Genomic DNA, 14672 nt, shown 5'->3' with positions numbered 1-14672 from the left:
TGATGCATTAGTGCTTTAATGCAAATAAGCGAGGATGGAGGATCGTCGCCAATCGGAAATCAAAGAAATAATCGGGAGGAAGAAATGCGATTGCTTGTTCGCGGGATTACCGCACTTGGTTTGATATTGGGTTCGTGCTCTGCGGCACTTGCTCAGCAAAAAACCGAGATTTCGATCACACGCCAGCCAGGTATTCTCTATCTGGCAAGTCATGTCATGGAGACCCAGAAGCTCATTGAAAAACACGCGGCTGAAGATGGGCTCAAGGGCGTCACCGTCAATTGGCGGACGTTCAGCGGCGGTGGTGCGCAAACCGATGCATTGCTCTCAGGCAATGTCGACGTGGTCAATACCGGCACAGGCAATCTGTTGCTTCTGTGGGACAGGACGCGCGGAAAGGTAAAGGGGATAATCACCAGCTCGGCGCAGCCTGTCATCCTTGTATCCCGTGATCCCAAGATCAAATCGTTGAAAGATATCGGGCCGACTGACAAGATTGCCGTGCCGACGGTGGGCGTTTCAACACAGGCGATTTTGCTGCAAATGGCCGCGGCGCAAATGTTCGGTGAAGCTGATACCAAGCATTTCGACCCCAACACCGTGCAACTCGGCCATCCGGACGCAATGGCGGCACTGGCAAACAAGAACCATGAAGTCGCCAGTCATTTTTCTGCTCCGCCGTTTCAATATCTTGAGATTGCCGCGGGAAATCACGTCGTCGCCAATTCCAAGGACATTATTGGCGGACCGCTGACACAGGCAACCTTTTTCACCACGACAGCTTTTGCCGATTCAAATCCGGTGCTTGTCAAGGCATTGCGGGAAGCGACAGTCGAAGCAATTGACCTGATCAAGAAAAATCCGCGGGAAGCCTTGAGTGAATATAAGCAAATATCCGGTGATAAGACCGATCTTGATGCGCTGGTGAAAATCCTTGAACAGCCAGACATGATGGAATTTCGCACCGATCCTCAGGGGACGATGAAGTTCGCGACGCACCTGCACAAGATCGGGACGCTCAAGACAATGCCTGCGGCCTGGACAGATTATTATCTGCCTGAATCCGCCGATCTCAAAGGCAACTGACATCCGGACAAGCAAGCGCCCCGGCACATCTGCCGTGGTTGCGCCCGTTCAAATCTATGGAGCCGATATGTTGCAGGCCACTCAGCGAATGACCCATGGAATAACCGAAACTGCCGATGCCCACGGGCAAGGGGCGAGTAGATCGCTTCTCACTGTCGACAAGGTAACGCTGCGGTACAAGACGCCAAATCTGTTGGTCACAGCGACGGAAGATGTGAGTTTTTCCGTCGAACAGTCCGATCGCTTCGTTCTTCTGGGACCATCCGGTTGTGGCAAGTCTACGCTTTTAAAGGCGGTGGGCGGCTATATGACGCCGGTCAGCGGTTCCATTCACATTAATGGACGTCCTGTTAAAAAGCCCGGTGCTGATCGCATGATGGTTTTTCAGGAGTTCGACCAGCTCCTGCCTTGGAAGACGGTGCTTGAGAATGTGATGTTTCCTTTGCTGGTTGCGCGGAAATTACCGCGCGCCGAAGCGGAGGAACGGGCACGCGATTATATCGACAAGGTGAAGTTGACACGCGCTGCTGATAGCTACCCCCATACATTGTCAGGCGGCATGAAACAGCGTGTGGCTATCGCCCGAGGCATGGCCATGCAACCGGATATCCTGCTGATGGACGAACCCTTTGCTGCCCTTGACGCGCTCACCCGCCGCCAGATGCAGGATGAGCTTCTACAGCTTTGGGACGATACGAAATTCACCGTCATCTTCGTGACCCACTCGATTGCCGAAGCCATCAAGATTTCCAATCGGATTCTTCTGCTTTCGCCACATCCGGGGCGCGTCAAGGCCGAAGTTATCGATGTTGATCAGGCACGCACGGATGACGGTAGTGCCGCTGCACTGGAACGCGACATTCACAATCTGCTCTTTTCTGAACCGGGTCACAGGGAATAACACTATGGCCAATCCACAAATCATACTCGCTTCCGACGTCACGACGAACCGGCCGCATTCCAATGTGGCTGAGGTCGAACAGAAACTTGGAACACTGGAACTGGTGTGGGGCATCAGTGCCGTACGCAAGACGGTGCTGATCATCGTGCTGGCATTAATTTGGCAAGCATATGCTGTTTATCTCGATAACCCTCTGCTGTTCCCGACGCTCAGCGATACACTCATTACAATGTATGATCGTTTTGCCGATGGCGTATTGCCAGCGCGCATCTGGACAACGCTTCAAGTGCTGATAACTGGATATGTGGCGGGCACGGCACTTGCCGCGCTGTTGACCATTCTCGCGATCAATACGCGCATAGGCACCGACTTTCTCGAAACCATGACGGCGATGTTCAATCCCTTGCCCGCCATCTCGCTGCTGCCGCTGGCCCTGATCTGGTTTGGGCTCGGTGCTTCCAGTCTTGTCTTCGTTCTTATCCATTCGGTGCTCTGGGCTGTGGCGCTCAACACCCATGCGGGGTTTCTCGGTGTTTCCAGAACTCTGCGTATGGTTGGCGGAAATTATGGGCTAACGGGACTATCCTATGTTTTGCGGATTCTGGTGCCGGCGGCCTTTCCGTCAATTTTAACCGGATTGAAGATCGGTTGGGCCTTTGCCTGGCGCACGCTAATTGCCGCCGAACTCGTATTTGGCGTTTCATCCGGGCAGGGCGGTCTTGGTTGGTTCATCTTCGAGAACCGCAATCTGCTGGATATCCCGGCCGTGTTTGCCGGTTTGCTGACCGTCATCATCATTGGTCTTGTCGTTGAAAACCTCGTCTTTCAGACGATTGAACGCCACACGATTCAAAAATGGGGAATGAAGGAATGAACGGATTTTCCTTCTGCCAAAGCCGCATACGCCTCGAGGTTCAGTCATGACAGTCAAGAAAACACAGGACATGTTGAGGAGCGCGCGTTGGTTCGCCCCGGATGATCTGCGCAGTTCCGGGCACCGCTCAAGAACGATGCAGATGGGCTATGCGCCGGAAGAGTGGGCTGGCAAACCTGTGATTGCTATCCTCAACACTTGGTCCGATGCCAATCCGTGCCATGCTCACTTCAAGCATCGCGTTGAAGACGTAAAGCGCGGTGTATTTCAGGCGGGAGGATTTCCTCTGGAATTGCCAGCGCTGTCGCTGTCCGAAAGTTATGTCAAACCAACGACCATGCTTTATCGCAACATGCTGGCCATGGAGGCCGAGGAATTGCTGCGTTCCCATCCGGTCGATGGCGCTGTGTTGATGGGCGGTTGTGACAAGACCACGCCGGGGCTGGTCATGGGCGCATTAAGCGCCGGATTGCCGATGATCTATCTGCCCGCCGGTCCCATGCTGCGTGGCAATTATCGCGGCAAAGCTTTGGGCTCGGGCTCCGATGCCTGGAAATTCTGGGACGAGCGGCGTGCAGGTAATCTTTCGACTGAGGAATGGGTGGAAGTGGAAGCAGGGATTGCCCGATCCTATGGGCACTGCATGACCATGGGGACAGCGAGCACCATGACGGCAATCGCCGAGGCCATGGGGCTGACATTGCCCGGTGCGAGTTCAATACCTGCGGCAGACTCCAACCATATCCGCATGTCATCCGCCGTCGGGCGGCGTATCGTGAATATGGTATGGGAGGATCTTGTTCCCGGCAAAATTCTGACGAAGGCGGCTGTCGATAACGCGGTTGCGGTGGCTATGGCCACGGGCTGCTCAACCAACGCTATTGTTCATCTGGTCGCCATGGCCCGCCGTGCCGGGGTGGACCTGACAATGGACGATCTCGACAGAGCGGGTCGCTCGACGCCTGTTCTCGCCAACATAAGACCAACCGGCAATACCTATCTGATGGAGGATTTTTATTACGCCGGAGGCCTGCGGGCGCTTATGGCAAAGCTTGCCAGCAAACTTGATCTTTCCGTGCTTACCGTCTCCGGACGAACGCTCGGAGAAACATTGGAAGGAGCCGAGTGTTTCAATGATGATGTCATCCGCTCGCTCGATAATCCTGTGTATCAGGAGGGCTCGCTTGCAGTGCTCAAAGGCAATCTGGCGCCAACGGGGGCCGTGATAAAACCTGCCGCCTGCGATCCGCGTTTTCATCAACATGAGGGCCCCGCCCTTGTGTTTGACAGCTATCCCGAGATGAAAGCCGCGATTGACGATGAGAATCTGGATGTGACGCCGGACCACGTTCTTGTGCTGCGCGGCGCCGGACCGCAGGGTGGCCCCGGCATGCCTGAATGGGGCATGCTGCCTATGCCAAAGGCTCTGTTAAAACAGGGCTATCGCGACATGCTTCGCCTTTCCGATGCCCGGATGAGCGGTACCAGCTATGGCGCTTGTGTTCTCCACGTCTCTCCCGAGTCGCATGTCGGTGGTCCGCTCGCACTTTTGAAAACCGGCGATATTATCAGGCTCGACCTGAACGCACGCCGGATCGACATGCTTGTTGATGACAGCGAACTCGAACATCGCCGTCGGAATTGGGTAAAACCAGCTGAGAAAGCCGGCCGAGGGTATGGCTGGATGTTTGCCCGCCATGTGGGACAGGCTGACACGGGCGCGGATTTTGACTTTCTTGAGACACGATTCGGACCATCCGCCCCTGAACCAGATATTTACTGACCCCAAGGATCTGACATGACAAACTATGATCTAAAGCCAGAAACGCGCGAAAAACTGATGGGCGTCGCGACACCGACCATTGCCACAGCACTGTTCAAACGTGGACTACGCAACCAGTTTATTCAGGACGTCCGCCCGCTTTCTGCGAAAAGCCGTAATATGGTCGGCCAAGCCTTCACCCTGCGCTATATCCCGGCCCGTGAAGACCTGAACACCATCGATGTGTTCAAGAACCCAAACCACCCACAACGCGCTGCCGTCGAGCAGTGTCCGACGGGCGCCATCCTTGTCATGGACAGCCGCAAAGATGCGCGTGCAGCCTCGGCAGGTTCCATTCTGATCTCGCGGCTGCAGGTTCGCGGCGTCGCCGGCGTTGTCACCGATGGTGGTTTCCGCGACAGTCCGGAAATTGCTGGTCTGTCTATCCATGCCTATCACAACCGGCCATCGGCCCCCACCAATCTCACACATCATCAGGCCTATGACATCAATGTGCCGATTGGCTGCGGCGACGTTGCGGTGTTTCCTGGCGATGTACTGGTCGGCGATAATGAGGGTGTCATTGTCATACCTCAGCATCTTGCGGACGCGATAGCCGATGAAACAGTCGAGATGACAGCCTATGAAGATTTCGTCACTGAACAGGTGATGGGTGGCGCTTCAATTATCGGGCTTTACCCTGCAACGAGCGACAAACCCAAAGCTGAATTTGCTGTCTGGCGCAAAAAGAATGGGCGGTAGACCCGCTTTTATCTGCTTTTCCGGTTGAAATTGATGAGTAAGACTTCAGCAATTGCCTGCAATTGTCGTGTGAAAATGACACGGGATGACATGACTTTCGATCTGTGCCACATTTTGTACCTAATTTGTCCGGCACAAGCACGATCGGATTTAACCTTTTAAACAAGGAAAAGCAGGGCATGAGGGAAGTACCCGCAATGCAGACCATCGCGCTCGTTGACGACGATCGCAATATTCTGACGTCCGTATCGATTGCGCTTGAATCGGAAGGTTATCGTGTCGAGACTTATACCGACGGCGCTTCGGCACTCGACGGCCTGATGGCTCGTCCGCCAAATCTTGCCATTTTCGATATCAAGATGCCGCGCATGGATGGAATGGAACTCCTGCGCCGTCTGCGCCAGAAGTCCGACCTGCCTGTTATCTTCCTGACGTCCAAGGACGACGAGATCGATGAACTCTTCGGCCTCAAGATGGGCGCGGATGATTTCATCACCAAGCCGTTCTCGCAGCGTCTTCTGGTCGAACGCGTCAAGGCGGTATTGCGCCGTGTTGCTGCGCGTGAAGGCGCCGCCAAGCCCGGCAGCCCGCAGGCCAAATCACTGGAACGTGGTCAGCTTGTCATGGATCAGGAACGCCACACCTGCACCTGGATGGGTGAACCTGTGACATTGACTGTGACCGAATTCCTCATTCTGCACTCGCTGGCCCAGCGCCCGGGCGTTGTCAAAAGCCGCGATGCCTTGATGGATGCGGCCTATGATGAGCAGGTCTATGTGGATGATCGGACGATTGACAGTCACATCAAGCGCCTGCGCAAGAAGTTCAAGGTCGTCGATGATGATTTCGATATGATCGAGACATTGTACGGCGTGGGGTATCGTTTCAGGGAAACGTGATCCTGATTATACCTGTTGTTTGCGTATAAATGGGCTAAAGATCACGCATGGTAATTTCACGCATGCGTGATCCCCTGTAGAATAAGATTGTCTCGGCGCGTTTTGAGTGCGATGAGACAGCCCATTTACGATGTTCTGAGGCAGAAATGGTAGCCGGACTCCAAGGCAGCAATGTTACGCGCAAGAGCGCCGTCATGCGCCGGAAGCGTTCGCTTGCCGTGAGGCGATTCCTGCAACCACTCAATCGGTTGTTTGGCAATTATCTGTTTTCAAGCCTGACCCGCCGCATTCTGTTTCTCAATCTTGCGGGTCTGGCAGTGCTCTTGTCCGGCATCATGTATCTCAATCAGTTCCGCGATGGGCTGATTGATGCGCGTGTCGAAAGCCTGATGACGCAGGGTGAGATCATCGCGGCAGCCATAGCCTCGGAAGCCACTGTCGATACAAACTCCATCTCGGTTGATCCGGAGAAGCTGCTGGAACTGCAGGCCGGGCAGAGCATAACGCCATCGCCGGATGTGCTGGATAATCTTGATTTCCCGATCAATCCGGAAAGGGTTGCCCCTGTGTTGCGGCAACTTATCCAGCCAACCCGAACCCGCGCGCGTATTTACGATCGCGATTCCAACCTCCTGCTGGATTCACGCCATCTTTATTCGCGCGGTCAGGTGCTGCGTTACGAACTGCCGCCCATTGAGGGGGATCAGCCCACTTTTCTGGAGCGGCTTACCAATCGCATGACCCGGCTGCTTCGCCGGAGCGATCTGCCGATCTATCAGGAGCAACCCGGTGGTAACGGTGCGTCCTTCCCTGAAATCGTCAAGGCATTGACCGGACAACCCGCCACCATTGTTCGCATGACGGAAAAGGGCGAGCAGATCGTCTCGGTTGCCGTGCCAATTCAGCGCTTCCGCGCTGTGCTTGGCGTTCTGCTGCTTTCCACCGAAGGCGGCGATATCGATAAGATCGTTCAGGGCGAACGCTATGCGATTATTCGTGTGTTTACCGTTGCCGCGCTGGTTATGGCCATTCTTTCGCTGTTTCTGGCGTCAACGATTGCCAATCCCTTGCGCCGTCTTGCCGCCGCAGCGGATCGCGTCCGCCACGGTGTCAAAAACCGCGAAGAAATTCCTGATTTCTCCGAACGTCAGGACGAGATCGGCCACCTGTCCACCTCTATCCGCGACATGACCAATGCGCTCTATGCCCGTATCGAATCGATCGAGAGTTTTGCCGCTGATGTCAGCCACGAACTGAAGAACCCGCTGACGTCGCTTCGAAGTGCGGTGGAGACTTTGCCGCTGGCCAAGAATGATGATTCACGCAAGCGACTGCTTGATGTCATCCAGCACGATGTGCGCCGACTGGATCGTCTTATCACGGATATTTCCGATGCCTCGCGTCTGGACGCGGAACTGGCGCGTGAAGATTCGGAGCATGTGGATCTCAAGTTCCTGCTTGGCAATCTGGTGACTGCCGCGCGCGAAGTGCGCCGCAACAAGAAAGACACGCAGATCGACTTTGTGGTGGGCAAGCTGCCACCAAACAAAAAGGGCTTTTTTGTTGTTGGCCATGATCTGCGCCTTGGTCAGGTCGTCTCCAATCTGATTGAAAACGCGCGATCTTTCGTGCCTGAAGAACATGGCGCCATCACCGTTTCACTGCAACATATGGGTGATCGTGTCCGCATTCTGGTCGAAGACAATGGCCCGGGCATTCGTGTCGAGCAGATTGATCGTATTTTTGAGCGATTCTATACGGATCGGCCGTCGGGCGAAGCTTTTGGCCAGAATTCCGGCCTTGGTCTTTCCATCAGCCGCCAGATCATCGAGGCTCACGGCGGCACGCTGAATGCGGAAAACATTATCGATCCAAATGATTCTGAAAATTATCTCGGTGCCCGCTTCACCGCGATTCTACCGGCCGAGATCTGATGCAAAGCGAAGATGGTGAGCTGATTCATGCCAGCGCCGTGCTCGTCGGTGATCGCGGCGTGCTCGTTTGCGGAAATTCCGGATCGGGAAAATCATCGCTCGTTCAGGCGCTTATGGATCGGGCTGCCTATAGAGGCATGTTCGCAATCCTTGTCAGTGACGATCAGTGCCGAATTCGCGCGGAGTCAGGTCGCCTGCTTTGTACAACGCCGCTTGCCCTGCATGGCGGTCTGGAAGTACGCGGGTCGGGTTTACACGCTGCAGATTTTGAAGAAAGCGCTGTCATTCACCTTGTGGTCGATCTGGTCGAACCGAACCAATCGGTTCGTTTTGGCGAAGATGCTATAACTTGTCTTCACGGCGTCGCAATCGCACATCTCATTCTGCCAAAATGGGCAATAAATGCTGCCTGCCGTGCGGTTGAAGCCAGGCTTTTTCGGCCTGTCTGGAAAAAATAATGTATTGAGATCAATTGGTTGCGTTATTAGCCTGCGATAAAATGACTGACACTTACCCTCAAGTCATTTTTCCGCTTGCCTTCGCAATTCGTCCTGCCAAAATGCGACACCTGCCAAGTGGGGCATTCAATGCGCAGAAAAAAGCCTGATCCCAATGGGCTGGCGCGACAGGAGCAGTTTCAGAATGATCGGACTCGTGCTTGTGACGCACGGAAGACTGGCCGAAGAATTTCATCATGCTGTTGAGCATGTTGTCGGCCAGCAAGAGTATTTGGAAACCGTCTCAATCGGTGCCGATGATGATATGGAGCAACGCAGGCGCGACATTGTCGACGCTGTGGCGCGTGCTGACAGCGGCAATGGCGTCATTATTTTGACAGATATGTTTGGCGGCACTCCGTCCAATCTGGCAATTTCAGTGATGGAATCGGGGCGGATTGAGGTCATAGCCGGCGTTAACCTGCCCATGCTGATCAAGCTTTCCAGCGTGCGCGTGACCAATGATATGGCTGCGTCGCTGCGCGAAGGTCAGGATGCCGGACGTAAATACATCAATGTGGCCAGTCAGGTGCTGACAGCGAAATAGAGGTTGAACAAGCATGCGCCTGACAGGAGAAACCACCGGGACATTCGATCCTGATAATGCGCTGGTGTCATCTTTCGAGATCGTCAACCGGCGCGGGCTGCATGCGCGTGCTTCTGCCAAATTTGTCCAGCTGGTCGATGGCTACGATGCTCATGTGCGCGTCGAGAAGGACGGCATGACCGTCGGTGGGACCTCCATCATGGGATTGATGATGCTTGCCGCTTCACCCGGCTGTTGCATCAAGGTCAGCGCATCAGGCCGTCAGGCCAGCGACGTCATGATGGCGCTTGGCGCGCTCATCGCCGACAAATTTGGCGAAGAAGCCTGATTTGTCGCTTGTCCGTCCGATTGCGGTGTTTGATGCGGGCATTGGCAGCTATGCGATCGTTGATCTGATACGGCGTAGGCTGCCAAAGCAGGACATTCTCTATTTCGCTGATCGTGCGAGTTTCCCCTATGGACGGAAATCCCGTCACGAGCTTCTGACGGTCATGGACCGGACGATACGATTCCTCTCGCAGCATGAACCGTCAGCCATTATTGTTGCGTCCAACGTGCCGTCCATCACAGTTATGGATGAGTTGAAATCCATGGTGGAGGTGCCGCTTTTTGGTGTTTTGCCGCCTCTGGCGGACGCTTTGTCGCAAAGCCAAACCGGCAAGGTCGGTATCATGGGTGTTCAATCCATGGTCGAGAGCCCGCAGCTAAGACAATTTGTTGGCAAGCATACGAGTGATCCAGATGCCGTCGCGTTGATCAATGCCTCTCCCATGGTTGATCTTGTCGAAAACGGCGACTTTCTCTTCGATCCCGCTGGGACGCAGCGAAAGGTCGATGTTTTTCTGCGCGATGTTTTTCTGGATCATCCGGATATCGATGTGCTCACCCTGTCGAGCACGCATTTGCCATGGCTGCGTTCCTATTTTGAGAATGGCCGCCCATCATGCCGGTTTCTTGATCCGGCTGATGCGATTGTCCAAACGATTGGTGCGGGAACGTCAGGTTCCGGCATGACGACTGCACTGGTGACAGAAAGCCCGGAATACCCTGCGGATGCATTCCGGGCGATGCTGGCAAAGCTGCAGATTGATATTCCAATCCGTATCGTCCCGCCGCCTTTTCAATAGAACCAATGCCTTCGGATATGCACGCATAAGGATTTCTTTATATCCCATTGTGCGATCCACCCTAATCTGATAGTCAACAGCCACCTCCGGTCGCCTCGGAATGGCGGCTGGACCCGAAAAACAAAGACGGAGCTGACAACAGATGGCCGATAACCAGGATTTTATTGTCAAGGACCTTGAGCTGGCCGCATGGGGCCGCAAGGAAATTGAAATCGCCGAAACCGAAATGCCGGGCCTGATGGCAAGCCGCGAAGAGTTTGGCACGTCCAAGCCACTCAAGGGCGCACGCATCACCGGTTCGCTTCATATGACGATCCAGACGGCAGTTCTGATCGAAACATTGCAGGCTCTTGGCGCTACCGTGCGCTGGGCATCGTGCAACATCTTCTCGACACAGGACCACGCCGCTGCCGCAATCGCCGCAACTGGCACGCCGGTTTTCGCCGTCAAGGGCGAGTCGCTGGAAGAATACTGGACCTATACCGACAGGATTTTCCAGTGGCCAGATGGTCAGCCGTCCAACATGATTCTCGATGATGGCGGCGATGCCACCATGTACATCCTGATCGGCGCACGCGCTGAAGCTGGTGAAGACGTTCTGTCCAAGCCTGAAAGCGAAGAAGAAGAAATTCTCTTTGCCCAGATCAAGAAGCGCATGAAGGAAACCCCAGGTTTCTTCACCAAGCAGCGTGATGCCATCAAGGGCGTGACGGAAGAAACAACGACCGGTGTAAACCGTCTGTACCAGCTGCAGAAGAAGGGCCTCCTGCCTTTCCCGGCGATCAACGTCAATGACAGCGTGACCAAGTCGAAGTTCGACAACAAGTATGGCTGCAAGGAATCACTGGTTGACGGCATCCGCCGCGCCACTGACGTCATGATGGCTGGCAAGGTTGCCGTGGTTTGCGGTTATGGCGACGTCGGCAAGGGCTCGGCACAGTCGCTGCTCGGTGCTGGCGCTCGCGTCAAGGTCACAGAAGTTGATCCGATCTGCGCCCTGCAGGCGGCCATGGACGGTTTCGAAGTGGTTACACTTGAAGATGCTGCGCCGACCGCAGACATCATCATCACCACCACAGGCAACAAGGATGTCATCAAGCTCGATGACATGCGCAAGATGAAGGACATGGTGATCGTTGGTAACATCGGTCACTTCGACAACGAGATTCAGGTCTCGGCACTGCGCAACCTCAAGTGGAACAACATCAAGCCACAGGTCGACATGATTTCCTTCCCTGATGGCAAGCGTATGTTGCTTCTGTCCGAAGGTCGTCTGCTCAATCTGGGCAACGCCACAGGTCATCCAAGCTTCGTCATGTCAGCTTCGTTCACCAATCAGGTTCTGGCTCAGATCGAGCTCTACAGCCGTGGTGAACAGTACAAGAATGAGGTCTATGTTCTGCCAAAGCACCTTGATGAAAAGGTCGCGCGCCTGCATCTCGACAAGCTCGGTGCAAAATTGACGACCCTTTCGGACGAGCAGGCTGCCTATATCGGCGTAACGCCGACTGGTCCTTTCAAGTCGGACCACTACAGGTATTAATCCGTTAACCAATACCCACAATATATGGAAGCCGAAGGATTGACAAATTCTTCGGCTTTCTTTTTTGCGCTGAGTTCTTCCCGTCGATTCGCCAAGGGTTTATTGTAGTGATTCGGGATAGCTTTCTTCCAGATGGGCCAAATGGTTGGATCAATCAGATGGGTTGGAACATGAGATATCTCTCAGGATGGGGCGACGACGGCTGTTATGAAAATTGTTGATGGGGATGTTCGCGGAAAAGATGCAGCACGCGGAAGGCGGGTGCTGAAGAAACTGCGGACTGCGCTGGCAGGAGCCGGCTCGACCCTTTCATTCCTTGGTGCGACATGCATCGCTGCCCATGCCAATGACCCGCTTGGCAAGATCAACACCCCGTTCGGCGTGGCATTCGGCACTTTTGAAGTCATCCAGTTTGCCATGTTCCTGGGCGCAATGGGCGCGGCCCTCTTGTCAGCCGGCTGGCTGATCCGCGAGCGCAGCCGTATCGCCAGTGAAAACCGGCAGTTGCGCGATAAAGTCGCCGATCTCAATGTTGCCGTTCAGCGCAGCGAAGCTCTGCTCAATCTCAAAGATCAACGGGTCGTTGTCTGGGAAGGCAATTCCACGACGCCCAATCTCGTCGGCAGTCTGCCGCAGGAAATAGGCATTCCGGAAGACCGCTCCCTGTTTCTTGCCTATGGGCGCTGGTTGCGGATCGATTCCGCGACCTTGCTTGATCGCTCCATCGAGGCTTTGCGTGGCAAGGCTCGTCCCTTCGACATTGTCGTTGAAACATCAAAGGGCACGCCGCTGGAAATTCAGGGTCGTACCTCAGGCAGCTATGCCATTGTTCGTTTTATCAGTCTCGGCGAAGCGCGCGCGACACAGGCCTTGCTCAAAACGGAAAACTATCAGCTCAACGAAGCGCTGACGACCTTGCGCGGCTTGCTGGAACAGCTGGAAATGCCCGCGTGGAGCCGCGACAGGAGCGGCAAGCTCAATTGGGTTAATATGGCCTATGCCAAGGCCGTTGATGGCAATGATGTGAATATTGCTGTGGCGGAAGCCCGCGAACTTTTCGGCGTTCAGGCGCGCGAACGCATTGAGCGTGAGAAAGCTACAGCCCAAGCGTTCCGAGACGAGCTTTCCACGGTCGTGGGCGGCGATCGCCATGTGTTCCGGGTCACGGATGTGGCCAGCAGTGCGGGCTCCGCCGGTCTTGCCAATGATGTGAGCGATATTGAACTGGTGCGTGAGGAATTCAAACGCACGGTCCTTAATCATTCGGACACGCTGGATCAGTTGAATTCCGCTGTTGCGATGTTCGACGCGAACAGGAAGCTGCAATTCTTCAATCAGGCTTTTGCCAAGCTGTGGGGGTTGGAAACCGCATTGCTCGAAAGCCGGCCTGACAATGCCATGCTGCTGGACCGTTTCCGCAGCGATGGCACTTTGCCAGAGCAGCCGGATTGGCGCCGATGGAAGGAATCCATGCTCTCGGCCTATCATTCGGTCGAATCGCAGGAGCATTTGTGGCATTTGACCGATGGCCGCACCTTGCGCGTCATTGTTAATCCGCAGCCAAAGGGCGGCGTGACCTGGGTCTTCGAAAACCTGACTGAAAAGCTTCAACTGGAAAGCCGGTACAATACGCTCATCAAGGTACAGGGCCAGACATTGGACCATCTGGCTGAAGGTGTGGCCGTGTTTGGTTCTGACGGCAAGATCAGGCTGTCAAATCCAGCCTTTGCCTCGCTTTGGTCGCTAAAAGCCGAGCAGATCGCCGAGGGAATGCATATTTCGGCCATACGCCGCCTGTGCGAACCGGTCTCCAACGCGGCGCAGTGGGAGACTTTCGTAACCACTGTCACGGGCTTCGATGACAAGCGGGAATCCCTGTCGGGCCATATTGAGCTGACAACCGGCAAGATTCTCTATTTCGCTTCCGCGCCTTTGCCGAGCGGCCAAACCATGCTGACATTTGTCGATGTGACGGATTCCGTCCAGGTCGAACGGGCTCTGAAAGAGAAGAATGAGGCGCTGGAGCGCACGGACGAATTGAAGAATGATTTCGTTCAGCATGTGTCCTACGAGCTGCGCTCGCCGCTTACCAACATCATGGGCTTCACCGAACTGTTGCAGACGCCGATGACCGGACCGCTCAACGAGCGCCAGCGCGATTATCTTGATCATATCGGCACGTCCTCTTCGGTCCTGTTGACCATCGTCAACGATATTCTCGACCTTGCTACCGTTGACGCCGGAATTATGGAGCTCGATATCAGTGACGTTTCCGTTGCCGATGCCGTCGCCACAGCCTCTGAAAAAGTGGCGGAGCGATTGAAGGAGCATAACATCCTGCTCGACACACACATTGCCTCAGGCGCCGGTTCCTTCCGCGCTGATGCCAGCCGGGTCAAGCAGGTACTTTCCAATCTCCTGAGCAATGCCGTCAATTATGCGCCGGAAGGCAGCACGATTACTTTGACTTGCAGGCGCGAGCCGGGCGAGATGATTTTCAGCGTTCAGGACAATGGTCCCGGCATGCCTGACTATGTTCTCGACAGCATCTTCAAGCGCTTCCAGCCCTATCCCAATGGCGGGCGCAAGCGCGGCGCCGGTCTTGGTCTGTCTATCGTCAAGGGTTTTGTGGAGTTGCATGGCGGCAAGGTGGACATCAGCAGTGCCGCTGGCAGGGGAACGCTGGTCACTTGCCGCTTCCCGCTGGAAGCGCGCACTTTCAGCATTGCTGCCGAATAAG

Annotated in this window: 13 protein-coding genes; all 13 read left to right on the top strand. The window is 54.9% G+C overall.

The features are described 5' to 3' along the window. Positions 1-84 precede the first annotated feature (84 nt). The 13 genes from BLU05_RS08890 (at position 85) to BLU05_RS08830 (ending at position 14671) form a co-directional block, all read left to right on the top strand. Positions 85-1086, top strand: coding sequence for an ABC transporter substrate-binding protein (locus BLU05_RS08890; RefSeq protein ID WP_091879332.1), 1002 nt, complete (start codon positions 85-87; stop codon positions 1084-1086). A gap of 88 nt (positions 1087-1174) precedes the next feature. After that, complete coding sequence (locus tag BLU05_RS08885; protein ID WP_091880193.1) at positions 1175-1987, top strand: ABC transporter ATP-binding protein; 813 nt, start codon at positions 1175-1177, stop codon at positions 1985-1987. A gap of 4 nt (positions 1988-1991) precedes the next feature. After that, entirely contained in the window at positions 1992-2861 is an 870-nt protein-coding gene (locus BLU05_RS08880) for an ABC transporter permease (RefSeq protein ID WP_091879331.1), read from the top strand. A gap of 46 nt (positions 2862-2907) precedes the next feature. Beyond that, a complete protein-coding gene (araD, locus tag BLU05_RS08875) occupies positions 2908-4644 on the top strand; it encodes an L-arabinonate dehydratase (RefSeq protein ID WP_091879329.1) in 1737 nt (578 codons plus the stop codon). Between the two features lie 15 nt (positions 4645-4659). Continuing rightward, entirely contained in the window at positions 4660-5385 is a 726-nt protein-coding gene (locus BLU05_RS08870) for a ribonuclease activity regulator RraA (protein WP_091879328.1), read from the top strand. 179 nt (positions 5386-5564) lie between these two features. Beyond that, positions 5565-6284 (top strand): response regulator transcription factor, encoded by a 720-nt coding sequence (locus BLU05_RS08865; RefSeq protein ID WP_162700334.1) that lies wholly within the window; start codon positions 5565-5567, stop codon positions 6282-6284. A 146-nt stretch (positions 6285-6430) separates the two neighbouring features. Then, entirely contained in the window at positions 6431-8218 is a 1788-nt protein-coding gene (locus tag BLU05_RS08860) for a sensor histidine kinase (RefSeq protein ID WP_091879325.1), read from the top strand. Further along, on the top strand, positions 8218-8676 hold the full coding sequence (locus tag BLU05_RS08855; protein ID WP_091879323.1) for an HPr kinase/phosphorylase: 459 nt from the start codon (positions 8218-8220) through the stop codon (positions 8674-8676). The genes BLU05_RS08860 and BLU05_RS08855 overlap by 1 nt, the downstream gene beginning before the upstream one ends. 184 nt (positions 8677-8860) lie before the next feature. Then, positions 8861-9262, top strand: coding sequence for a PTS sugar transporter subunit IIA (locus BLU05_RS08850; RefSeq protein ID WP_091879322.1), 402 nt, complete (start codon positions 8861-8863; stop codon positions 9260-9262). 13 nt (positions 9263-9275) lie between these two features. Further along, entirely contained in the window at positions 9276-9590 is a 315-nt protein-coding gene (locus BLU05_RS08845; RefSeq protein WP_091879320.1) for an HPr family phosphocarrier protein, read from the top strand. A gap of 1 nt (position 9591) precedes the next feature. Further along, entirely contained in the window at positions 9592-10389 is a 798-nt protein-coding gene (locus BLU05_RS08840; RefSeq protein ID WP_175540551.1) for a glutamate racemase, read from the top strand. A 142-nt stretch (positions 10390-10531) separates the two neighbouring features. Further along, complete coding sequence (gene ahcY, locus BLU05_RS08835) at positions 10532-11932, top strand: adenosylhomocysteinase (RefSeq protein WP_091879317.1); 1401 nt, start codon at positions 10532-10534, stop codon at positions 11930-11932. Positions 11933-12139: 207 nt separating this feature from the next. After that, positions 12140-14671: a sensor histidine kinase gene (locus BLU05_RS08830; protein WP_091879316.1), complete on the top strand. Its 2532-nt coding sequence runs from the start codon at positions 12140-12142 to the stop codon at positions 14669-14671. Position 14672 lies beyond the last annotated feature (1 nt).

The organism is Phyllobacterium sp. OV277 (assembly GCF_900104355.1).
Classification (GTDB): Bacteria; Pseudomonadota; Alphaproteobacteria; order Rhizobiales; family Rhizobiaceae; genus Phyllobacterium.
The sequence above is the reverse complement of the archived record's forward strand: the minus strand, read 5'-3'. Positions and strand labels throughout refer to the sequence as shown.

Bases quoted from the DNA above. Each gene is read 5' to 3' on its own strand.
- BLU05_RS08890 (WP_091879332.1), top strand. From the start codon at position 85: ATGCGATTGCTTGTTCGCGGGATTACCGCACTTGGTTTGATATTGGGT.
- BLU05_RS08885 (WP_091880193.1), top strand. From the start codon at position 1,175: ATGACCCATGGAATAACCGAAACTGCCGATGCCCACGGGCAAGGGGCG.
- BLU05_RS08880 (WP_091879331.1), top strand. From the start codon at position 1,992: ATGGCCAATCCACAAATCATACTCGCTTCCGACGTCACGACGAACCGG.
- araD (WP_091879329.1), top strand. From the start codon at position 2,908: ATGACAGTCAAGAAAACACAGGACATGTTGAGGAGCGCGCGTTGGTTC.
- BLU05_RS08870 (WP_091879328.1), top strand. From the start codon at position 4,660: ATGACAAACTATGATCTAAAGCCAGAAACGCGCGAAAAACTGATGGGC.
- BLU05_RS08865 (WP_162700334.1), top strand. From the start codon at position 5,565: ATGAGGGAAGTACCCGCAATGCAGACCATCGCGCTCGTTGACGACGAT.
- BLU05_RS08860 (WP_091879325.1), top strand. From the start codon at position 6,431: ATGGTAGCCGGACTCCAAGGCAGCAATGTTACGCGCAAGAGCGCCGTC.
- BLU05_RS08855 (WP_091879323.1), top strand. From the start codon at position 8,218: ATGCAAAGCGAAGATGGTGAGCTGATTCATGCCAGCGCCGTGCTCGTC.
- BLU05_RS08850 (WP_091879322.1), top strand. From the start codon at position 8,861: ATGATCGGACTCGTGCTTGTGACGCACGGAAGACTGGCCGAAGAATTT.
- BLU05_RS08845 (WP_091879320.1), top strand. From the start codon at position 9,276: ATGCGCCTGACAGGAGAAACCACCGGGACATTCGATCCTGATAATGCG.
- ahcY (WP_091879317.1), top strand. From the start codon at position 10,532: ATGGCCGATAACCAGGATTTTATTGTCAAGGACCTTGAGCTGGCCGCA.
- BLU05_RS08830 (WP_091879316.1), top strand. From the start codon at position 12,140: ATGAAAATTGTTGATGGGGATGTTCGCGGAAAAGATGCAGCACGCGGA.